At 50.5% G+C, this 21,669-nt stretch carries 21 protein-coding genes and 2 other annotated features; of the genes, 16 read left to right on the top strand and 5 right to left on the bottom strand.

The window, feature by feature from the left end:
- The first annotated feature begins 100 nt into the window (after positions 1-100).
- Together ABEA66_RS19245 and ABEA66_RS19240 are read left to right on the top strand one after the other, a co-directional pair.
- A complete protein-coding gene (locus tag ABEA66_RS19245) occupies positions 101-679 on the top strand; it encodes a bifunctional transcriptional activator/DNA repair enzyme AdaA (RefSeq protein WP_345589908.1) in 579 nt (192 codons plus the stop codon).
- Between the two features lie 68 nt (positions 680-747).
- Positions 748-966, top strand: a binding site (T-box leader).
- Positions 967-1,027: 61 nt separating this feature from the next.
- Positions 1,028-2,887: an arginine--tRNA ligase gene (locus ABEA66_RS19240; RefSeq protein WP_345589906.1), complete on the top strand. Its 1,860-nt coding sequence runs from the start codon at positions 1,028-1,030 to the stop codon at positions 2,885-2,887.
- Positions 2,888-3,236: 349 nt separating this feature from the next.
- On the opposite strand, the gene ABEA66_RS19235 is transcribed toward ABEA66_RS19240, so the two are convergent.
- Positions 3,237-3,410 (bottom strand): hypothetical protein, encoded by a 174-nt coding sequence (locus tag ABEA66_RS19235; RefSeq protein WP_179135946.1) that lies wholly within the window; start codon positions 3,408-3,410, stop codon positions 3,237-3,239.
- A gap of 81 nt (positions 3,411-3,491) precedes the next feature.
- Positions 3,492-4,265: an MBL fold metallo-hydrolase gene (locus ABEA66_RS19230; RefSeq protein ID WP_345589903.1), complete on the bottom strand. Its 774-nt coding sequence runs from the start codon at positions 4,263-4,265 to the stop codon at positions 3,492-3,494.
- Between the two features lie 232 nt (positions 4,266-4,497).
- Positions 4,498-4,739, top strand: a binding site (T-box leader).
- A gap of 53 nt (positions 4,740-4,792) precedes the next feature.
- Between ABEA66_RS19230 and ABEA66_RS19225 the strand changes: the two genes are divergently transcribed.
- The 10 genes from ABEA66_RS19225 to rpiA all read left to right on the top strand — a co-directional run bounded on the left by ABEA66_RS19225 (position 4,793) and on the right by rpiA (position 14,860).
- Positions 4,793-5,689 (top strand): glutamate--tRNA ligase family protein, encoded by an 897-nt coding sequence (locus ABEA66_RS19225; RefSeq protein ID WP_345589901.1) that lies wholly within the window; start codon positions 4,793-4,795, stop codon positions 5,687-5,689.
- Entirely contained in the window at positions 5,682-6,215 is a 534-nt protein-coding gene (locus ABEA66_RS19220; RefSeq protein WP_345589900.1) for a hypothetical protein, read from the top strand. The genes ABEA66_RS19225 and ABEA66_RS19220 overlap by 8 nt, the downstream gene beginning before the upstream one ends.
- Positions 6,216-6,287: 72 nt before the next feature.
- Positions 6,288-6,791, top strand: a complete 504-nt coding sequence (locus tag ABEA66_RS19215) for a CYTH domain-containing protein (protein ID WP_079909788.1) — start codon at positions 6,288-6,290, stop codon at positions 6,789-6,791.
- Between the two features lie 89 nt (positions 6,792-6,880).
- On the top strand, positions 6,881-7,117 hold the full coding sequence (locus ABEA66_RS19210; protein WP_079909789.1) for a cold-inducible protein YdjO-related protein: 237 nt from the start codon (positions 6,881-6,883) through the stop codon (positions 7,115-7,117).
- Between the two features lie 214 nt (positions 7,118-7,331).
- The gene (locus tag ABEA66_RS19205) at positions 7,332-8,288 is read left to right on the top strand and encodes a carbohydrate ABC transporter permease (protein WP_079909790.1); all 957 of its coding nucleotides are present in this window, start codon (positions 7,332-7,334) and stop codon (positions 8,286-8,288) included.
- Positions 8,288-9,133, top strand: a complete 846-nt coding sequence (locus ABEA66_RS19200; RefSeq protein ID WP_079909791.1) for a carbohydrate ABC transporter permease — start codon at positions 8,288-8,290, stop codon at positions 9,131-9,133. Before ABEA66_RS19205 ends, ABEA66_RS19200 begins: the two co-directional genes overlap by 1 nt.
- 125 nt (positions 9,134-9,258) lie before the next feature.
- Complete coding sequence (locus tag ABEA66_RS19195; protein WP_345589898.1) at positions 9,259-11,040, top strand: cache domain-containing sensor histidine kinase; 1,782 nt, start codon at positions 9,259-9,261, stop codon at positions 11,038-11,040.
- Positions 11,015-12,622 (top strand): response regulator transcription factor, encoded by a 1,608-nt coding sequence (locus ABEA66_RS19190; RefSeq protein ID WP_345589896.1) that lies wholly within the window; start codon positions 11,015-11,017, stop codon positions 12,620-12,622. Before ABEA66_RS19195 ends, ABEA66_RS19190 begins: the two co-directional genes overlap by 26 nt.
- 110 nt (positions 12,623-12,732) lie before the next feature.
- Complete coding sequence (locus ABEA66_RS19185; protein WP_345589894.1) at positions 12,733-14,040, top strand: ABC transporter substrate-binding protein; 1,308 nt, start codon at positions 12,733-12,735, stop codon at positions 14,038-14,040.
- 151 nt (positions 14,041-14,191) lie between these two features.
- The gene (rpiA, locus tag ABEA66_RS19180; RefSeq protein ID WP_345589892.1) at positions 14,192-14,860 is read left to right on the top strand and encodes a ribose-5-phosphate isomerase RpiA; all 669 of its coding nucleotides are present in this window, start codon (positions 14,192-14,194) and stop codon (positions 14,858-14,860) included.
- A 164-nt stretch (positions 14,861-15,024) separates the two neighbouring features.
- On the opposite strand, the gene ABEA66_RS19175 is transcribed toward rpiA, so the two are convergent.
- Both ABEA66_RS19175 and ABEA66_RS19170 read right to left on the bottom strand, forming a co-directional pair.
- Positions 15,025-15,324 (bottom strand): hypothetical protein, encoded by a 300-nt coding sequence (locus ABEA66_RS19175; protein ID WP_079909795.1) that lies wholly within the window; start codon positions 15,322-15,324, stop codon positions 15,025-15,027.
- 48 nt (positions 15,325-15,372) lie between these two features.
- A complete protein-coding gene (locus ABEA66_RS19170; RefSeq protein WP_345589889.1) occupies positions 15,373-16,032 on the bottom strand; it encodes a phosphatase PAP2 family protein in 660 nt (219 codons plus the stop codon).
- 210 nt (positions 16,033-16,242) lie between these two features.
- Between ABEA66_RS19170 and ABEA66_RS19165 the strand changes: the two genes are divergently transcribed.
- Genes ABEA66_RS19165 through ABEA66_RS19155 form a run of 3 tightly spaced genes read left to right on the top strand, consistent with a single transcriptional unit; the run spans position 16,243 to position 19,153 of the window.
- Positions 16,243-17,298 carry an SIS domain-containing protein gene (locus tag ABEA66_RS19165; protein ID WP_345589887.1) on the top strand — a complete coding sequence of 352 codons (1,056 nt, stop codon included), beginning with the start codon at positions 16,243-16,245 and terminating at the stop codon, positions 17,296-17,298.
- Positions 17,299-17,315: 17 nt separating this feature from the next.
- Entirely contained in the window at positions 17,316-18,185 is an 870-nt protein-coding gene (gene fba / locus ABEA66_RS19160) for a class II fructose-1,6-bisphosphate aldolase (RefSeq protein ID WP_345589885.1), read from the top strand.
- A gap of 11 nt (positions 18,186-18,196) precedes the next feature.
- The gene (locus ABEA66_RS19155; RefSeq protein ID WP_345589883.1) at positions 18,197-19,153 is read left to right on the top strand and encodes a 1-phosphofructokinase family hexose kinase; all 957 of its coding nucleotides are present in this window, start codon (positions 18,197-18,199) and stop codon (positions 19,151-19,153) included.
- A gap of 126 nt (positions 19,154-19,279) precedes the next feature.
- On the opposite strand, the gene ABEA66_RS19150 is transcribed toward ABEA66_RS19155, so the two are convergent.
- Positions 19,280-20,296 carry a LacI family DNA-binding transcriptional regulator gene (locus tag ABEA66_RS19150; protein WP_345589881.1) on the bottom strand — a complete coding sequence of 339 codons (1,017 nt, stop codon included), beginning with the start codon at positions 20,294-20,296 and terminating at the stop codon, positions 19,280-19,282.
- 295 nt (positions 20,297-20,591) lie between these two features.
- Here ABEA66_RS19150 and ABEA66_RS19145 point away from each other — a divergent pair, with 295 nt between their 5' ends.
- Positions 20,592-21,605 (top strand): zinc-binding alcohol dehydrogenase family protein, encoded by a 1,014-nt coding sequence (locus ABEA66_RS19145; protein WP_345589879.1) that lies wholly within the window; start codon positions 20,592-20,594, stop codon positions 21,603-21,605.
- The last annotated feature ends 64 nt before the right edge of the window (positions 21,606-21,669 follow it).

Here is a 21,669-nt window from a genome sequence, read left to right as displayed (position 1 = left end):
ATAGAAAACGGCTTTCGGCTTTTGCAATCTTGCTATTCTATTCTGCACCCGTTACGCTTTGGATGCAACAAGGGTATACTGGGATTGGAGGTGGGTGTCCGTGAACGATGAGCTTTGGCAGGCAATTATAAGCAATGATGCATCCTATGATGGGAAATTTTACTATGGAGTGTCGACGACGGGCATTTTTTGCAGGCCCTCGTGCAAATCGAGAAATCCGAACAGGGAGCATGTGAAACTGTTCAAAAATGCGGAGCAGGCTTTGGCGGAACGCTATCGGCCTTGCAAGAGGTGCAGACCGGACGGGAAACGTCTGCCGGATGAGGAGTGGGTACAGCAAATCAGCGAAACGATCGAGAAGCGTTTTCGTGAGCCGCTTTCGCTTGGAAAGCTTGCGGACCTGCTTCATGGAAGCCCGTACCATCTCCACCGGACATTCAAACGAATCCGGGGGCTGACTCCCGGTGAATATATTCAACAGCTTCGGCTCGAAGCATCGAAACAGCTGTTAGCCGATTCACAGCTGCTGATTACCGACGTTGCTTTGCAGTCCGGCTTCTCGAATGCGGCGTATTTTGCCGCCGTGTTTCATAAGAAGACGGGAATCTCGCCATCCGAATACCGGCTTGCCAGGGGAGTAACAGAAGAGGGGCGTCACGGCGCGCCCTTGTGCCGGTAAATCGTAAATCCGGTATGTCTCTCTTGCAATTGTTAAAAATTAGAGTATAATAATAAAAAATTCAAATTCGATGATCTATGATCGGGACAGTAGTTAATCGATTTCAGTCGCAGCGAGCCGGGAGAGTGTAAGCCGGTACGAAATCATTAATGAAGCGGACCCGTGAGATGGCCTTTTGAACCTTAAGTAGGAAGGCACGGCTGAAGACCGTTATCTTAGAAGGTGGTTAAGTCTTTTAGGCTTGACAACAAGAGTGGTACCGCGAGCGCCAAGTCCTCGTCTCTTATCGGAGACGGGGGCTTTTTTTGTACTCAAATAACAAACCAAGATCAAGGAGGGTAACGAGCAATGCTAAGTTCATTCATGGAACATCATTTGACAAGAGCGTTACAGGGATTGTTCTCCGAGCTGGGAGAAATCTGGAAGGATTCAGTAAAGGTTACGCTCGAGCAGCCCGCCCAGCTGGAGCATGGCGACTATTCGACGAACATTGCGATGCAGCTTGCCAAGGTGCTCCGCAAATCGCCGATGGAGATCGCCGGTCTGCTGGTGAAGAAGCTGGAGCAGGACGGCTCTATGGGGCATCTGATCCGTAAAATGGAGGCGGTGCCTCCCGGCTTCATCAATCTGTTCCTGGATTGGCAGGCATGGGCCGGGAAGAGCTTCAACTTGCCGGAAGGCGGCGCGGGCAAAGTCGTTATTGAGCATACGTCCATCAATCCGAACAAATCGGCGCATATCGGACATTTAAGAAATTCCTGCATCGGGGATGCGCTGGTCAAGCTGCTCCGTAGAGCAGGATACGAGGTCGAGGTCCACAATTATATCGACGACCTTGGCAATCAGCTGGCGGATACCGTCGTAGGGCTTCAGCACACGGAGATGCGTGGAACGCATGCCCGTTTCGGAGACTTCTGTTGGGATGTTTATTCCCAAATCCATAAGGAATTTGAGAAGCATTCCCATTTGCTGGAAGAGCGTACTCGGGTGCTGCATGCTTTGGAGCAGGGGAATTCGAATCTTGCCTGGATAGGCCTGTTGGTTGCTGAGCGGATTGTCCGAGAGCATGTGGAGGAAATGAAGCAGTTCGACATCGAATACGATCTGCTGGTGTGGGAAAGCAGCATCGTCAAGGAAGGTTTCTGGTCATCAGCTTTCGAGCTGTTGAAACAGACGCCGCTGTTCTGCAAGGAAACGGAAGGCAAGCTGGCAGGGTGCTGGGTGCTGAAGCAGCCGAAGGAGATGGAGGAGGATGAATCGGAGCACCATGCAGATAAGGTGCTTGTTCGTTCCAATGGCATCCTGACCTATACGGCCAAGGATATCGCGTATCATCTATGGAAGTTTGGCCTGTTGGACCAAAGCTTCGTTTACCAGCCGTTCGGAGAGAAGCTGTGGACAACCGGAAGCAGCGGGACGTCCAAGGCTTTTGGCCAAGCTTCGATGGTCGTTAACGTGATTGATCATCGGCAGGAGTACCCGCAGGCGATGGTGAAGCAGGCACTCGAAGCATTGGGTTTCGTGGAGCAAGCTGCCCGATTGCGCCATGTCAGCTACGGCGTCGTCTCACTAAGCCCGAAGGCTGCCGCTGAGCTGAACATCGACATTTCGGACGGCAAATCGTCCTATGCGATGTCAGGACGCCAAGGCATCGGGATTAAAATCAGCGATTTGCTGGATTTGATGGAAGGAGTCATCGAGAAGAAACGATCGGAACCGGAGGGCTTGTCCAGCAGGGCGATTGCTGCAGCCGCTATCCGATATTATCTGCTGCGGTTCAACCTGCAGACGGAGGTCGTCTTCGATTTGCAGCAGGCTACCGAAATATCCGGTAATACCGGCGTCTATTTGCTGTACTCCTATGCCCGTGCCGTCAGCTTGTTGAGCAAGGCTGGACATGAGCCGGCGATAGCTTTTCCGGTGCCAGAAGCATTTCCTGAGCTGGAGAGGCAGGAGTATGCTTTGATCCGGCATCTCTCCCGTTGGGAGGAAACGCTCTACTTGGCGAGCCGGGAGCTGACCCCGAATACGATATGCAGCTATGCGCATGAGCTTGCGACGCTGTTTAATCACTTTTATTCGGCCTGCGCCATCCTTAAAGCGGGGGATGGGGTAAGAAATTTCCGTCTGTGGCTGGTTGCACGGTATAAGGAGACACTGGGCGATGCGCTTCAGGTGCTCGGATTGCCGACTCCGAGCAGAATGTAAAAGGAATCCTGCACGCGGGGATTGAACTTCGAAGCGGATTCACGTGCTGTGGATTGAGACACCATTTTATATAAAAATAGAGCCCAACTGGGCTCTTACAGGCTGTTAAGACCTATCCTACAGAAAAATGCGAAAGGTAGTAGGTGGGGTATCCCTTGGAGGAGCGATAGCGTCCGCCTTTGTTCTCGGAAAATATCCGCCGTAAAGCGAATATATAATCAAATTTTCCGAGAACAACAGCGGCCGGAGGGGGATACCCCACCGGGGTCAAAGCGATTTTTCCGATTTCCAGGTTTCCCAACAAAACGAAAGAGCCCAACAGGGCTCTTTCTCATAAGTAGAACCAGGCTTATTGCAGCCGGTAATCGTCAATTTTGCCGCCGTCCTCCCATACCTCCAGGAACAGGGCGTCGCAGTCGTCGAAATCCGCCGTCGTCAAAGCTAAAGCCTGTTCTTCGTCCGTTCCGACGAAGACATTATCCATTTGTTCTTCACGCATAGCAATAACAATATATATTTTCATACTTGTGCCCTCCAACAATACCGATATCTGCGCATTATAACATAAGGGGGCGGGAGGAACGCAAGCGTCAGGCTTTCTCGGTTACAGTTGGTCAGGGAGAGCAGTCAATAGAGAGCTTGCCAGCTCGGCGATACGCCGATTCGCGTCTCCCGTATATCTCCCGCCATGATAGCAAATTACGGTTTCAATGTCGTAATCCTTGAGCTTGCCTAAGGACTGAATGGCTTGTTCCATATCGTGGGTCTGTTCGGGTGAAGGGCCGTATAGTTCGCCTTCTGCCACCACCAGGGCGTCACCGGCAATCAATGTCCGGGTTGGCTCATGATAGAGGCTGATATGACCCGGGGTGTGACCCGGCGTACCGATGACAATGATGCCGCCGCCATAAGGCAGCTTTTCCCCGTCCACAACCGTACGGCCCACGTTAGCTTTGGGGGGATTTACTAATATAGCCTTCAAGCCCTGCCGCCATTCCAACGGCACTTCCTTTGGCAGGCTGTCGATTCGGGCGATGGCTTCATCCGTTATTTTGATGAGTCTGCGGTCACCTTGAATGTAAGGCTTCTCAAGCTCGTGAGCTATAACCTCGACGGATGGGCCTGATGCTTGTACCAATTCCGGCAAATTGCCGATATGATCCAAATCCTGGTGGGTAATGAGGATAGCCGTCAGCTTTTCGGGAGTGATACCGGCTTGAGCCAAAGCTTCCTGTAACGCCTTCATCTGCCGGGGGTAGCCAGTATCCACCAGCATGGCCGAATCTCCATCTCGCAAGAGTGTGGGATAGACCCAGTCCGTTGTTCCCATAACTTCTGCGGACAATGGTAACATGTAGAGCATAGTGCTTTCCTGCATGATGATCCCTCCTGTTTCCGTAATCATTTTGTATCATACGGCAAAAGGGTTATAAAATCAACATAAAACTTAATCATAACATATTTATAACAAAATGTCAAATGTAAATTATTTATAGGTATATCTCATATTATATAAAAAGTTTATGGGAATAAATTTGTAAAGATAGGAGTCCATAGAGTTGACGACACCAGAGGAATATGGTAATTTGAATTAATATTTTCAGAATATTGAAACGACGATGAAGAGGAAGAGTAGTGAGCCGCTCGAATGTCAGAGAGCCCATGCCGGTGGAAATTGGGTATTCGATGCTGACGAAAGAAGCCTTGGAGGATCGGACTGAAAGACGTGGAGTAAGTCCGGCGGGTCTTCCCGTTACAGAAGAAGCGCCCTGCTGTATGAGAGCGCTGGTAAGCGGGTTGCTTTGCAACCAATATAGGTGGTACCACGGAAGCTTGGCCTTTCGTCCTTAGTGGATGAAAGGCTTTTTGGCGTCTATCAGAAGCTTTAGGAAAGGAAGATGAAGCATGCAGCAATCACAGCTATCTGCTCTATTATTCCCCCATGTGCATCTCAAGCCTCAAGATATTATTGACCGGTATGACCGAAGGAAGCTGCAGCCGGAGGCTATGGTCACAAGATTCGCGCCGAGCCCTACCGGCTTCTTGACGATAGGCGGCTTGTACGCTACCTTTATCTCCGAGAGGCTGGCGCACCAGAGCGGAGGTGTTTTTTACCTTCGGATAGAAGATACGGACAAGAAGCGCGAGGTCGAAGGAAGTCTCGAACGAATCATTGAAGCCTTAGACTATTTCGGAATTCGCTATGATGAAGGAGTTACGGCCTCCGGTGAAGAAATGGGAGAGTACGGACCGTATCGACAGAGCGCCCGGGCTGAGTTGTATCAGGTGTTTATCAAGGACCTTGTCGAAAGGGACCTTGCCTATCCTTGCTTCTGCGATGCAGCTGCCCTGCAGGACATTCGAAACACTCAGCAGTCCCGTAACGAAATGACCGGGTATTACGGCAAATGGGCGGTTCACCGCGGCTTCACGCCGGAACAAGTAAAAGAGGAGCTGTCCAAAGGCCGGCCGTTCGTCATCCGTCTGAAATCTCCCGGCTCCTTCGACCGCATAATTCGCTATACCGATCTGGCCTTGTATAATCCTGGGGATGAGAGGGAAGCTTGGTTCGGCAAAATGAAGCGGGTGGCGGAGCAGTACGGTTTTGCCCAAGATGCGAAGACATACAAGAAGCAGCCGGGATGCTTTAAAGGCCATGTTGGGGATGTTGCGATGGTTTTAAGGCTGGCGATGACCCATCGGACTCAAACACCCGATCTGTATGATATTATGCAGGTTATGGGCGAGGACAGAGTACGCAGGCGCTTCAGTTTTTTTGCTAATGAGGATGGAAATGAGTAAGGGAAGCCGGGCACCATTAACGTTCTTGATAGGGGGATTGGCGGCGTGCCTTGCTGTCGCATTGACGGTGTATTTTGTGCTAAGACCTTCCGACATAGAGAAGATCAATAGGCAAATCGATGTGGACGGCCTTCAGCTGCTTATGTCCAGGGCGGACGTGGAGAAGCGGATGGGTAGCTCGGCATCCTTGGAGCAAGGCTTCGGCGGCTATGCCTTACAGTATGCGGATAAGCAGATCAGGGTTGAATTCCCGGACGGGGACCGTTACAGGGACAAGGCCGCGGCGATAGAAACGGACAATCCGCATTACTCCATCCTTGGAATTCGGGCAGGCGATCCCGCCGATAAGCTGGAGCGGCAGGCCAAGGCGTTTTCCTTTAAGCAAAGCCGTAGCGATCCCCCATATTTTGTATGGGGAAGATTTTATCTTATTGTGCACTATAATGAAGATCCCGATGGGGGCAAGACCGTTCGAAGCCTGCGGATAGGAATAGAAGATCCCGGCCGAAGGAAGAAAGTGTTCTAGGAACGCCCGGCAGGATGAGGAACGTGGTTCGGTCTTGTCCCAATCGGAATCAGGAAAAGAGGAGTAGGATTCATGGGAACTGAAATTGAAAAGAAATATTTATTGGAGTCTTTTCCTGAAGCCATTCTGCAGAACAAGGAGTTGAAGCTGATATCCACCCAACATATTTACCAGACTTATCTGGCTTTTTCGGATAAAGAAGAGATACGGGTAAGGCAGCTGGTTGATCACGACGGAACGTCGACATTCACTCATACGTTCAAATCAGGGCATGGCATGGTACGCCAAGAGATCGAATATCCTATATCCGAGGAGATATACCGGCAGCTTCTGGGCAATACGCAGCTCGTTCCGTTGGAAAAGGTCCGCACTACCGTCGAGCATCAGGGACATAAGTACGAAATCGACGAGTATAAGCAGATCGATCTGCTTGTGGTGGAGGTGGAATTTGCCGACGAGAGCGCGGCTTATTCGTTCCAGCCTCCGGCATGGTTTGGAAGAGAACTGGGACAAGAGGAAGAGTTTCGGAATAAGACGCTGTGGATAGGACTACAGACACAAAATGATCGCATTTAAATTTCCCGTATGGGGTTGATAAACTTCCTTATCTGTATAATAATAAATAAGCTATAAATCGAATGATTACAGGGAGAAAAGGATTCAAAATGCCAACGACAACAACTACTACAGAAGAACAAACTCAGGAAACGGAATTACAGCAGGTTGAAATTTGGAAATGTAAAGACGCGGCGTGCAAAGCCTGGATTCGCAAAGAGTTCGTGACCGAAGAGCATCCAGCCTGCCCATTGTGCAAAGGCGGCATGGTTCGCAGCTATAAGCATGTGCCGGTAGTAAAGAAAAAAGGAAACAAAAAATTCATCGTTGGTAAACGAAGACTGTAGAAACCGATATCGCTCGAATCCTGGGCGTATATTATTGATGATAAAGGGGCTGCTGGGAGATACCGGCAGCTTTTTTGTTTGCTTTAAGCAAGCTGAATGATATTGTTCGATTTTGTAAAAGAAGTGTTCATTCCTCTCATTTTCGCAGCCGGATAGCTCTTTTATACTTGGAGGTATGAAATGGAGTTATTTTATGTATAAAGGGTGAGCTGCTATGAATACTCAAACAACACATTCTCCTGGCCGGCAACTTCCGCACAGACGTAAACCCTTCAAGACCAAGGGCCGATGGGAATCCCCGATAGCCGGATATTTGTTCATTTCTCCTTGGCTGCTAGGCTTCCTGCTCCTCACGCTGTGGCCGATGGCGCAATCCGTCTATTACTCTTTCACCAAATTCACGCTGCTGGATGTCCCGGAATGGGTAGGGACGAGAAACTACGAACGTATATTTGCTGATGACGATACGTTTCGCCAATCGCTTAAGGTGACGCTCCTATTCGTTGTCCTGTCCGTACCGGTCAAGCTGTTTACGGCGCTTATGGTCGCCATACTGCTTAACAAGAAGATTAAAGGGATTTCGATATACCGCACGTTGATTTATTTGCCGTCGCTCATTGGAAGCAGCATAGCCGTAGCGGTCTTATGGAAAAATATTTGGGGCATCGACGGCTTCATCAATAAGCTGTTAAGCGTGTTCGGAATCAAAGGAATCAGCTGGATCAGCACGCCGGGTACGGCATTGGGTACGTTAATTCTGCTCGTTGTATGGCAGTTCGGTTCGTCGATGGTCATCTTCCTTGCCGGCTTGAAGCAGGTCCCGACAGAATTATATGAAGCGTCCGCGGTAGACGGGGCCTCCAAGATAAGGCAGTTTTTCCGTATTACGCTGCCTATGCTGTCACCGGTTTTGCTGTTTAATCTGGTGCTGCAGACGATCGGATCGTTTCAGATGTTCACTCAGGCTTTTATTATTACGAAAGGCGGTCCTGTGAACTCGACCTATATGTATGCGCTTTACCTATATGACCGTGCCTTTTCGCGATATGACATGGGGTATGCCTCGGCTCTGGCTTGGATCCTGCTTGTTATTATCGGCTTAGCTACAGCCATCATTTTTGCCTCATCCCGATACTGGGTATTTTATGAGACGGAAGCGGGGAAAAAATAATGAACAGCACATTGCGTCGTTCTCTTCAATCGCATGTCCTACTAGTAATATTCAGTCTGATCATGGTGTACCCCATTTTATGGTGGGTAGGGGCCGCCTTTAAATCCAATGCTGAGATGAGCTCGCCTTCGCTGTTTCCGAAGGAATGGCTGTGGAGCAACTTTACGGAAGGCTGGACGGCGATTCCCAAATTCACGTTTACGCAATTTTATGTGAATACCTTTGAGCTGATTATCGGAGTGCTCGTTACCTCCGTTCTATCGTGCAGCTTGGTTGCTTTTGGCTTCGCCAGGCTGGATTTTCCGTTAAAAAACTTCTGGTTCAGCGTCCTGCTTGTCACGCTGATGCTCCCCACCCAGGTAACGCTGGTTCCCCAGTACATTATGTTTAATACATGGGGATGGGTCAATTCGTACTTGCCGTTTTATGTCCCGCATGCATTAGCTGGGGGGATTGGCGGACCGTTCTTTATTTTCCTGCTGGTCCAGTTTATCCGCGCATTGCCCAAGGAGCTCGACGAATCGGCCAAAATGGACGGCTGCAGCTGGTTCGGCATTTATTGGCGCATCGTGATGCCGCTGACCAAGCCCGCTCTCGTCACAGTGATGATATACTGCTTTTTATGGAATTGGGACGATTTCTTCGGTCAGCTGCTTTACATCAATTCGTTGGATAAATACACGGTAGGTCTGGCCCTGAAGCTGTTTGTTGACAGCCAGTCCGCACTGCCTTGGGGACAACTGCTCGCGATGTCTCTCGTGTCCATCCTTCCTTCGGTCGTTCTTTTTTTCATGGCCCAAAAGCACTTTGTAGAGGGCATTGCGTCCGGTGCAGTGAAAGGGTAAAATAGGTCTACCCAGCTTCATACATTGAATTAAGCTGCACATGGTGGCAGCTTTTTTGCTTCCTTTATGATAGCGTTTTCTATCAGGCTGGCCGAAAGAGCTATATAGAATAAAACAGATGCCGCATGAGGGAGTTGACCGTTCTGAATCTGTTTAAGAAAGTGCGAATAGACCGTCTGTTTTTTAGCAGCTTTGCTGTTTTTATTACCGCGCTGCTGCTTATTTTCACCTGGATCAGCTACAGTTTCACCTCACGTGAGCTGGCAGAGAATACGTCGTTCTATCAGCAGGATTTGCTGGGAGAGCTGAACAAGCAGCTCGATATCCAGCTGAGGTCCATTGAACAAATGTCCCTGGCCGCGTCCCGCAATATCGATACGATAGGCTTCGATCCTTTGGAGAAGGATTCCTTCGAGAGGCTCCGGCGCAAGAAGGACCTGCTCAATATGCTTGCCAATATTACGTATAGTACGACCATGGTGCAGTCAATATATTTGTATACGGATACGCCGGAGCTGACCGACTCTCAAGCGCCTGTCCGGTTTCTTGATCTTCGCGGCATCAAGGAAGAAAGCTGGTACCCGGAAATCCAGAAGAATGATTTCACGTGGATTGCCGATCATATGATACAGACGAATACGGGACCTCAGCATTTTATCGGCTTTGCCCGCAAGGTGTACAACAACTCCGGCAAATATTACGGACTGCTTGTGCTTAATATCAAGGCCTCGGCCATTGAGCAGCTCGTGCGCGGCGAGACCGAGGGGCGAAGCCGGATCCTGCTGGATGCGGGAGGCAAGACGATATCGTCCATCGGTAATCCGGTATTAAGCGAATCGGAGCTCGCTTCGATCCGGGCGGAGAGGAACAAATCTGGCAGTGTCCGCCTTCCGGCGGCGGAAGGAAGGGAGGATGTGCTGCTCGTCTGGAACAAGACCCGTTCCGATTGGATGCTTGTTGAGACGACGCCCTGGAGCAGCATCGTGACGGGAAGCGTCCGGCTGGCGTATGTTTTGATTACGGTAGGGTTATCGGCTATTTTTATCGCCTCGTTCTTTACTTTATTTTTATCCCGGCAGTTCACGAAGCCGATCCGTCACTTGCTTGCCGTTATGGGAGGTGTGCCTGCGAGCACGTCCATATCGAATTTGCCGACGGATTATACCAATGAATTCGGCAATATGTTCAACGGCTACCGAAGGCAAATGGAGCGGATCGAGGAGCTGCTGGAATCGTTGAAGGAGCAGCATAAACGGCAGCGGGAGGCGGAGATTCATGCGCTGCAGGCCATGATCAATCCGCACTTCTTATACAATACACTGGATCAGCTGAACTGGCTCGCCATCGAATCCGGCCAGGAGAAAATAAGCGAGATTTTATCCCTGATGGGCAAGATGTTCCGCATCGGACTGTCCAACGGGGAAACAATGATTCCCGTGACGGATGAGCTGCTGCATGCCGATTGTTATTTGCAAATTCAGAAGGTACGCTGGGGAGAACGGTTATCTTATACCATCCATGTAGATGAGGAGGTTAAGTCACTTCTTATTCCCCGTATGACGCTGCAGCCATTTATTGAGAACGCCATTATTCACGGCTTTCACGGAAGACGATCCGGCCATATTGCTATATATGGATTGCTCAGGGATCAGCATGTAGAATTTCGGATAGAGGATAACGGCGCCGGCCTGCGGGACGATTGGAATACCCGGAAGAAAAGAAAAACAGGCGGCTACGGAATAAGGAACGTTAAGGACCGAATAGACGCCTTCTGGGGAGCCCCGTACGGGGTCAAGCTTGAAAACAGGGAGCAGGAAGGGACGAGGGTAACCATTATACTGCCTGTAACGGTGAATCGGCAGGAAGAGGTGGAGAGATACGATGTGGAAGGTTCTCATTGTGGATGATGATTTTCAAGTGCTCGAAGGGATGCGCAAAGCGATCCCTTGGGAGCAGCTGGATGCGGAATGGGTCGGGGAGGCGATGGACGGTGAAGAAGGCTTGGCCGCCATCAGAGCAGCCAAACCCGATATTGTCATCACGGATATTTATATGCCCGTCATGAACGGCCTGGAGATGATCGAGCAGCTGCGGAACGAGCAATTCGCCGGAGAAATTCTTATATTGAGCGGCTATTCCGATTTCCAATATGCCCGTCAAGCCTTGCGCTTGCAGGTTACCGACTATCTATCCAAGCCGATCACGGTCGCAGAGCTTCGTACGGTGATGGAGAGGGTCATTAAGGAGCTGGAAGCCAAGGAATGGAAGAAGCTGGAGCAGGAGGAAATCAGGCGGAGATTGAGGCTGTACGAGCCGTTTGTGCAGAAGGAATGGCTCAAGTCTGTCGTAACAGGCACGTTCGACCGCGAGCTGGCCGATGAGAGCCTGAGGCTGTCCGATAAAGCCTATTGGACTCACCGTAACCATGTTGTCATAGGAATCGAGCTGATGAGCACCCTAAGGATATCCAATGTCTCACTGACCGACTGGAGCTTGTTCCGCTTCGCGGTAGCGAACATTATTAGGGAGCTGCTCGCTGAGGAATGGCCGGAAGCAGAATTCGTCGAGCTGCACAGCCACCATGCCGCTATTGTATGTCATGTGATGCCGGAAACCGCGGCGGAAGAAGCGCTTCTTAAGCTGCACGGCATCGGAGAAAGAATCAGGCAGTGCATCAGGGAATACCTCAAGCTGGAAGTAAGAATAGGCTTTGGGGGATTAAAACACAGCTGGAAGGAAATGGCGAATTCTACCGAAGAGGCATTTCTGGATCTTCTCAGGCAGACGATCTCTGCGAAGCAGCCCATGGATAGCGATTCCGGCGGCAGGGAGATTGGTATCCGGCCGGTGAAGTTTTATCAGGAGCTGGCGGAGGCAATCGTCTACTCCAAGGAAGAAACGACGGACCGGATTATCGAAGGCTATGTCCGCCAGCTGAAGGACATGCAGGGACTGACGCCCGCTTATGTGCAGTATTTGTGCAAGGAGCTGTGGACGATATTCGCGTATTCCTTATACAACACGGGCATCGTGCTGGACGAATTGTTTGAGGCAAGCCCGGTAACCGAGGAAATAGCGGGAATCGGAACGGCCGATGAGCTGGAGCAGTGGCTGAAGGGCAAAATCCGGATTATCGTATCGAGCCGGGGCTGGACGGAGAACTCCCGCCATAAGGATGCCGTCGACTTTATGATTCATTATGCTCACAGCCGCTATGCCGAAGACATCAATCTGGAGGACTTGTCCAAGCAACTGTATTTATCCCGCAACTATTTGAATCAAATATTTAAAAAGGCTACCGGGGAAACGTTCACCAACTATGTGATCCGGGTAAGAATGGAGAAGGCCAGGGCGCTTCTGATAGAAGGAAAGCTGATGATTTACGAGATTTCCGAGAAGGTCGGCTACAAAAACGTCCCTTATTTCAGCTCCATCTTCAAAAAATATTATGGCATGAATCCGAGCGAGGTCGGAAAAAAGCCATTGTGATGAAAAGTGATAGAAATGTGTTCATTACTCTTATTTTTCTGGCTTCCTGTCGTTTATATAATGATACTTGTGAGATATAACCTGCTGAAGACGGGAAGGGGACATGGTATATGAAAAAGCAGATGCAATCCTGGGGTTTGATGTCATTAGCGGCACTGATTGCGGTAGGTGTCTCGGGGTGCGGAGCGGCAACGGACAGCAGACCGGGCGGCAGTACAGGAGCGGCTCCTGCGGGAACGGACAGCAAGCCGATCAAGCTGCGCATAGTTTGGTGGGGCTCGCAGGCTAGACATGACGCAACATTAAAGGCGCTCGACGCCTACACGAAAAAGCATCCCAATATCACGTTCGAGCCGGAGTTTTCCGGATTTGACGGCTATGCGGATAAATTGGCGACTCAGGCTGCTGCGAAGAACGCCCCTGACATTATTCAAATGGACCCGGCCTGGCTTGCCGAATATGCAGGAAGAAATCAGCTTGCGGATCTTTCGAAAGGAATTGAAACCGGGGATGTCGACAAATCGCTGCTAGACTCCGGCAAATATAAAGACAAATTGTATGCGATTCCATTAGGCAACAACGCAACGGGAATGGTGTTCAACAAAAATACGGTCGATAAGCTGGGCATCAAGCCGCCTGCCAACGGGTGGACATGGGAGCAATATTTTCAATTCGGAAAGGATGCCAAAGCGAAGCTTGATAAAGACAAGTATGTGCTGATGGATTATACCTCGGACTATACGATGTATTCGGCTTACCAGATCAGCCAAGGCAAAGGCTATCCGATTACAGCGGACGGCAAATTTAACATAGACAAGGAAACCTACTTGTCCTATGTCAATAAATATACGGAGCTGAGAAAAGAAGGCGTGGTTCCGCCGGCTGAAATCGCAAGCACGGACAAGGAATCCGATGCGAAGCTGGATTTGATGAACAACGACACGGTCCTGATGAAGCGCAGCTTTGCCGCGTTATTCCCGGGCTATGACGGCGTGAAGCCGGACACTTATACGCTGGTGACACAGCCTAAAGGGACTCAGTCCAGCGGCTGGCTGAAGCCTTCCATGTTCTGGTCCATTAGCGCGGATTCCAAGTATGTGGAAGAGTCCAAGAAATTCATCGATTGGTTTATTAACGATAAAGAAGCGGCGGATATATTGACTACGACGAGGGGAGTGCCCGTATCCAAAAAGATTCTGGACTATTTGACCCCTAAGCTGACGGCCGCAGACAAGCTGCAGATCGAGCTCATCAAGAGCGTATCACCAGATGCGCAGCCGTTTAATCCGGGCGCCAAGGGCTGGAGCAACTATACGGCTAAGGATTTCAAGGATATCGGCGAGAAGGTTATGTTCGGTAAAACAACGCCGGAGGCCGCCTATGACGAGCTGGTGAAGAAGGCAAAAGATTATCAATAATAATAGAGCGGGGTCCTTATCTGCATTAGCAGGAAAAGGGCTCCGCTTTTTTTGGCAGTCCGTTAGAAGGAAGGATGAAACGGATTTATTTTTCAAGCCCCGGTTCTTCGTAGTATATTGAAAATAGAACCTAAGAGTTTGGAGGATTCCTATGAACGCTAAACAGCTTGCGGGCGAAAAAGCCGTTGAATATGTCAAAGATGGAATGCTTGTAGGGCTTGGTACCGGTTCAACCGTGTACTGGTCTATTCTAAAGCTAGGCAAGCTGGTGAAGCACGGGCTGGATATTAAAGGGGTACCCACCTCTAAAAGCACTGAAAAGCTGGCCATTGAGCTAGGGATTCCTATAGTAGATCTGTCTTCTGTCGATCAAATAGATTTGACCGTTGACGGCGCTGATGAAGCGAATCCGAATTTTGAGCTGATAAAAGGCGGCGGAGGCGCCTTATTGCGTGAGAAAATGGTCGCCTCCGTCTCCAAGCGGCTCGTTATTGTGATGGACGAAACCAAATTCGTGACGAATTTAGGCCGATTCCCGTTACCGGTTGAGATTGTGCCTTTCGGCTGGGAAATGACTTGTAAGCAGATTAATTCGTTGGGCTGCAAGCCTGCTTTACGAATGGCAAATAATACCCCGTTTATTACGGATAACGGGAACTATATAGCGGATTGCCATTTTGAGAGCATACAGGACGCCAGCAAGCTGAATCATACATTGAATATGATTCCCGGAGTTGTTGAGAATGGTCTTTTTGTTCAAATGGCGGATACCCTTGTGATTGGCCGTACTGATGGCCATGTCGATATCCTGCTTAAATAAATTATATCCGAACAAAATTGGTCTCCGGTATTTGTTCTTTGACGATAGCAGAGACTAAGGGAAAATAAAGAAGACAACTCTCCTTTCAGTTGCATGAGCAGCTGCATCGGGAGTTGTCTTTTTTGTCATACAGAATGATGAAAATCGCAGGCGATCAAAACGACTTAAATACCGAATCGGCGGATATGCTCCGAGAGCTGCTCCTGAATCAAGATGTCTTTTTGCTTGCTGCCGATAAGATCATAATGAGGATACTCGTCACGATGATGAATATAATCCGGGTTCAACCCGTTTTTGATGCACCAGCTTCTCAATTCCGCCAAATCGGAGCAGCCTACCTTGGTCACGGTCTTGATTTCCGGAAAGCGGGGTTCATACCAATAATGGGTCAAAAAGGCAATTTGGCCTTCAGCCACGCGTCTCTTCCAATCGTTCAGTTCATCTCTTGTTATACCGAAAGCCATATTTGTACCTCCTTGCAGGCTAATTTTTGAAAGTCTCTTTAACGTGGTTTAATCTATGGAGCGTCTTGATGAGCGCTCTTGAATCCGTTGAAACAGCCATATACTTAAGGCAAGCAGCGACCCGCTGGCCAAATAACCGCCGATAACATCGCTTGGATAATGTACGCCCAAATAAATCCGGCTAACCCCGATCATAACGATCATGACGGCGCTCCCGAGTACCAGCAGGAATCTGCCCCGCGGGGTAGGGATATGTCTCCATAGGAGGAAGGACAACGCACTGTACAGCGTAAAGGCAGCCATGGAATGGCCGCTCGGAAAGCTGTAGCCGGTCGCTTCCGCTATGCGGTGGATTGTCGGCCGAGCCCGGTGAAAGAGCAGCTTCAGCAGCTCGTTCAGCATCCAGGAGCTCAGCAGCAGCGTAAGGAAAAAGACCAGCTCTCTGCGGTGTCCTAGTACGACGTATAAATAAATGGAGATAAGGACGGTAAGGACGGTTGCCGGGGCTCCTGCTCCAATGAAGCTGAAGGATAGCATGACCGGTGTCAAAGCAGGAGATTCCAGCCCCTGAACGTAGGATATGACCGTCTGGTCAAATTGCGCGATTCTGTGATCGCTGATGAGTGCGGCGACCAAGCCGAACCCTCCGGCGCATAGTAAACAGATTAGCAAGGCTCGCGCCAGCAGCCACGGAAGAAGATGTCTCAAAAGATAGATGCCTCCTGGTAAGGGTCTGGTGTTCTTTTTATTATGCATGAGCGGACTGAATTTAGCCAATGTCTTCTGCTTGCCGCGATAGAACCCGACCCGCACTGAAACCGGGTGTTCTTATGCTGATGAAGATAATTTTAATAAAATGATTGAAAAAATCAAAAATATGATTTAAAATTTCATTATTAAGATGAGAGGGGTAATAAAATGACGACTTTCGGTCAATATACGTATCCGGAAATAAGCGCTCAAGCGGAAGCATTACAAGCAGCATGGGATCAACTTGGCAAGCAGCAGGACTGGATCGATAAGTATTTGCTGAACCCACAGTTTGACGAAATTATTTTTATCGGTTCCGGTTCTTCCTACTACCAAGCTTTATCAATGGCTTCTACCTGCCGTTCCTGGCTTGGCAAAAGTTCGACGGCTTATCCGTCTTCCGAATTGTTCTTATTCCGTGAGCAAACAGCTCCCGCACACCGCAATTATTTGGTTATCGGCGTTTCCCGCTCTGGCGAATCGACAGAAGTTATTCTTGCCCTGGATTCGGTCAAAGACCTTTCTTACATTACGGTGGCCGGCATTACATGCTATGAGAACAGCAAAATGGCGCAGCTTGCCGAATGTCTAGTATCCCCGCTAGGGAAAGAAACAAGCACGGTTATGACGAAATCCTTCATGAGCATGACATTTATGATGCAGGCCGCTATTGCCAAAGCATCCGGTCAGGAGAATTTGGTCCGCGAAATGGAGCAGGTGATCGCACTCGATGCGGCTCTGGTCCCCAAAGCAGATTCCTTCGTTCAAACGCTGCTGAAGGAGAACTCTTTCAATAAATTCATCTATCTCGGCATGGGAACCAGCTACGGTATCGCTTTGGAAGCCTGCCTGAAAATTAAGGAAATGTCCTACGTATGGACGGAAGCATACGGAACGCTGGAGTTCCGCCATGGTCCAAAATCCGTTGTCGAGCCGGGAACTCTGGTATGTGTGATGGTTTCGGAAAAAGCTCGCTCTTACGAGCTCAAGGTAGCTCAAGAAATGCAGGCATACGGTGCATTCGTCCTTCTGCTTACGGCGAAGCAGGGTGAGGATACGGCGTTTGCCGATGCGGTGGTTGAAATCGGCGGAGAGACCCTGTCGGATGATGCGCGCAGCGTCCTGTATTTGCCGACACTTCAGTATTTGGGCTATTACACAGCCTTGAAACGCAATGTGAATCCGGATGAGCCGCGCAACCTGACTCAGGTCGTTATTATTTAATTGGAGGTCAAACCCCTATGCCATTAGTATCGTCGACACCCCTGTTGGAAGCAGCGAGAGCGAACGGTTATGCCGTTGGTGCTTTTAACGTTCATACCCTGGAAATGCTGCAGGCCGTAGTTGAAGCGGCAGAGGAGACGCAATCTCCGTTAATATTGCAATCCACCGTCGGTACGGTGAAGCACTTGGGAGCCGATTATATTGCGGCAGCGGCCAGAACCGCCGCAGATCGGGCCAGCGTGCCGATCGCGCTGCATTTGGATCACTGCACCGAGTTTGATGTGCTGGTGCAATGTATTCGTGCGGGCTACACCTCGGTCATGATTGATGCCTCTATGCATCCTTTTGAAGAGAATGTGAGACAAACCCTGCGTGTGGTTGAAATTGCGAAGGCTGCGGGCATTAATGTCGAGGCGGAATTAGGCAAAGTCGGTGGCGTCGAGGATGATATCGTCGTAGCCGAGCATGAAGCTTTAATGGCCGACCCGGAGGAATGTGTCCGATTTGTCGAGTTGACAGGTGTCCAGACCTTGGCACCCGCTATCGGTACGGCACACGGGATCTACAAAGGTGAGCCGAAAATCGATTTTGACCGCATTCATCGCATCGCCCAGAAGGTACCGGTTCCGCTGGTGCTGCACGGCGGCTCCGGCATTCCCGAGGAGCAGGTGAAACGCAGCGTATCCCTCGGAATGGCCAAAATGAACATTGCTACGGAAATCCGGATCGTGTTCTCGGATGCGATCAAGAGCGTATTCGCCCAAAATCCCGACGAAAACGATCCGCGCAAATATATGATCCCTGCGAAGAAAGCGGTCAAAGCGGCTGCCATTGAAAAAATGAGAATGGTAGGCTGCATCGGAAAAGCACAGGATTGGCGCGCTTAGGAGAGAAGCAGATGATAACAACAGTCACGCTGAACGCCGCGATTGATAAAACCTATTATATGTCCTCCTTTCCTTTGGGACGGGTTTCGAGAGCGCAGCGGATGTTTGCAGAGCCGGGAGGCAAAGGTATCAATGTAGCACGGGTGATTCATCAGCTGGGTTACCCGGTGACGGCCGCCGGGTTTGTAGGCGGGCATAATGGCGAATGGATTCGCACGGCATTAGCCAAGCAGGGGATTGCCAACGATTTCGTACAGATAGAGGGAGAATCGCGGCTTTGTCTGAATATGATAGATGAAGAAAAGGGAACCTCTACGGAAGTGCTGGAAGGCGGTCCTGTGATTCCTCAGGAAGCGATGGAGCAATTAGCTGCTGCGGTAGTGAGTTTAGCCTCCCGTTCCAGAATCGTATGCTTCAGCGGCAGTCTTCCTCAAGGTGTTCCGGCCGATTATTACGCTGAGCTGATCGCCCTGGTCAAAAAGGCGGGAGCGCTGGCCTTTCTGGATACGAGCGGCGCCGCGCTTCAAAACGGTGCTGCGGCGTCTCCCTATTTCATAAAGCCTAACGAGGATGAAGTGCTTCAGCTTCTCGGATCGCAGCTGGAGCTTAATCTGAGTCGCGATGCAGCTAGTCTGGAGCATTCGCTGAAGGCCCCTATGGCTGCTTTACACGATAAGGGCATTGCAGCGGTTACTGTGTCCTTAGGGTCGAAGGGCTCCGTTTCTTCCATTGAAGGCGAAGTATTCCGGGCCAAGGCACCGAAAATCGAGGTGGTGAATACCGTCGGCTGCGGCGACGCTTACGTGGCCGGGATGGCGATCGGTACGGCGCGCGGGCTCCCGGTGGAGGAACGCATCGCTTATGCGACCGCGGTCGGTACAGCCAATGCGCTTCAGGAAAAAGCGGGATATGTAAGCTCGGCGGATGTCGAGCGTCTCTTTGGCGAGGTCATGGTCGAGCGGATATGATGGAAAAACAACGGTGCGAGCTTTCGCACTGTTGTTTTTTTAACGAATCTAAGAGGCTTACAGAGCTTGAACTATGCCAATATGCTCCGATGCAGTGCACCCCAGATAGCACCCGCCGGATGTTTCTCATTCCACATCTTGCTGGGTTGATTTGCGGATGATGAGCTGCGAGGGCAGGAGCACCTTGCGTTTGGCGGCAGGAGCCTTGCCTTCAATGCGTTCAATGAGCATCTGCATACCGATGAATCCCATGTCGTAAGCAGGCTGAGCGGCTACCGTCAAAAACGGGTTATAGTCGGGAATAGGCTCCGGATCATCGAAACAGGCTACCGCGATATCCTCGGGTACCCGGAGATTCATTTCCCTTAGAGCCCGCAGGGTATTGACGCCAATGAAATTATTGGCGGCAAGGATAGCCGTAGGACGCCCGGACAGAGTTAAGCTCATCAAGGAACGGACGATATCCGGAAAATTGTCCTGCCGGAAATGAGTTTCAATGATGTCCTCCGGGGCCCACTGAAGCCCGTTCAGAATAAGCGCATCCGTAAACGCCTGGCGCCTCTCGCGGGCGTTCGACGCCGTATCGGGCCCGTTAATAAGGGCGATTTTGCGATGCCCCTGCTCCACGAGATGCGCGACCAGCTTGCGGGTCGTCTCCGCATTATCGCCCATGACGAGGTCGGCGGCTATGCCATCCACATGCCTGTCTGCGAATACGAACGGGACCTTCCGTTTGGCCAGCTTGCGCAGATGGACAAGGGAAGGCTCGCCTGTCGGCGCGATCAGCACTCCATCCACCTGCGCGGATAGCAGCATATCTATATAACGGGACTCTTTATCCGCCTGCTCGTCAGTATTCCCAAGCAGCAGCTGATAACCGAACTGATGCGCCTTATCCTCCGCGCCGCGCGCAATGGTAGTGAAGAAGGGGTTGGAAATATCCGGTATGACAAGAGAGACAATCTTTGTTTCCTTGGAGGTTAGGCTGCGGGCCTGCTTATTGGGAATATAGTCGAGCTCTTGAATGATAGCCTCGACTTTGCGGCGGGTTGCTTCGCTGATCGAAGGGGCATGGTTTATCACCCTCGATACGGTCATGGGAGATACGTTTGCTTTTTTGGCAATGTCATAAATGGTGACCATGGTGCGGAAATTCCTTTCACGAATCTGGCTGTAGTAAAATGTCGACAACGAGCTAAAACGATTGACGCAGATAGCTTGAGCTGTTATGTTAATGTTACCGATAACATAAAAGTATCACAACGAGAGTCCTCATTCAACGTTTCGGCAGCGAATAATAAGCCGCACCCAGGATGAAAAGGACCAGCCGGATTCGGCATTAAAAGGCGAGCTTCATGGAAGCGTATTCATCTGAGATGTAACAGTCAAAGGTTATAGCTAGAAAGCGATGGATTACAAAGGAGGCGTACTTTTCTTTATGAAAGCGATTGTTTGTGAAGAGCCGAATCATTTTGCAATGAAGGAAATCGAGCTGCCCTCGGCAGCCAAGGGAGAAGCCTTGCTTCGCATTCGCCGTGTGGGCATTTGCGGAACGGACTTGCATGCGTACAGGGGGAATCAGCCATATTTCGTTTATCCCCGTATTCTGGGTCATGAGCTGGCGGCGGAGATCGTCGATATTGGAAACAACCCACAGGGGCTAAAGCAAGGGGATCGGGTCACGATTATCCCCTATATGGAATGCGGCACTTGTATCGCCTGCCGAAACGGCAAAACCAATTGCTGTACGTCGATGAGTGTCCTGGGCGTCCATCAAGACGGAGGGATGCGGGAGTACATGACCGTGTCTTCCGACCATCTGCTGGCTGTTGACGGGCTAAGCCTCGATCAGACTGCGATTGTGGAATGCTTCAGCATCGGGGCCCATGCCGTACGCAGGGCAGCCGTTGAGAAGGGAGAATTCGCTCTAGTCATTGGTGCGGGTCCGATCGGTCTGGGCGTTATGAAATTTGCCAAGCTGGCAGGGGCTAAGGTGATTGCTCTGGATATGAATGAGGAGCGGCTAAGCTTCTGCAAAGACTGGGTGGCGGCGGACTATACCGTGAACGTGAAGAACGATCCGGTGAAGGCCATCGAGTCGATTACCGGAGGCGATCTCCCGACTGTGGTGTTCGATGCGACGGGGAATGCCCGTTCCATGGAGGGAGCGATGCAGTACGTGTCCCATGGCGGCAGGCTCGTCTATGTCGGCCTGGTCAAAAGCGATATCTCGTTCAGCGACCCGGAATTCCATAAAAAGGAGATGACGCTCCTGAGCAGCCGCAACGCCAACCGCGTTGATTTCGAGCACGTGATCGAGAGCATGCGCAGCGGTCAGATCGATACGGATGCTTTTATTACCCATCGGGCCTCCTTCGACGGGATGATTGATGCATATGAGAGCTGGCTCAAGCCTGAAACAGGCGTCATCAAGGCGATAGTTGAGCTGTAATAGCCATAGGCATCCTCGCAGGAGGATGCCTAGTTTTGTTTTTCGGGCTCGAAGCGAAGCCCGC

It is taken from the genome of Paenibacillus vulneris (assembly GCF_039543185.1).
Taxonomy (GTDB): domain Bacteria; phylum Bacillota; class Bacilli; order Paenibacillales; family NBRC-103111; genus Paenibacillus_S; species Paenibacillus_S vulneris.
This window is presented reverse-complemented; position numbering and strand designations above follow the sequence as displayed.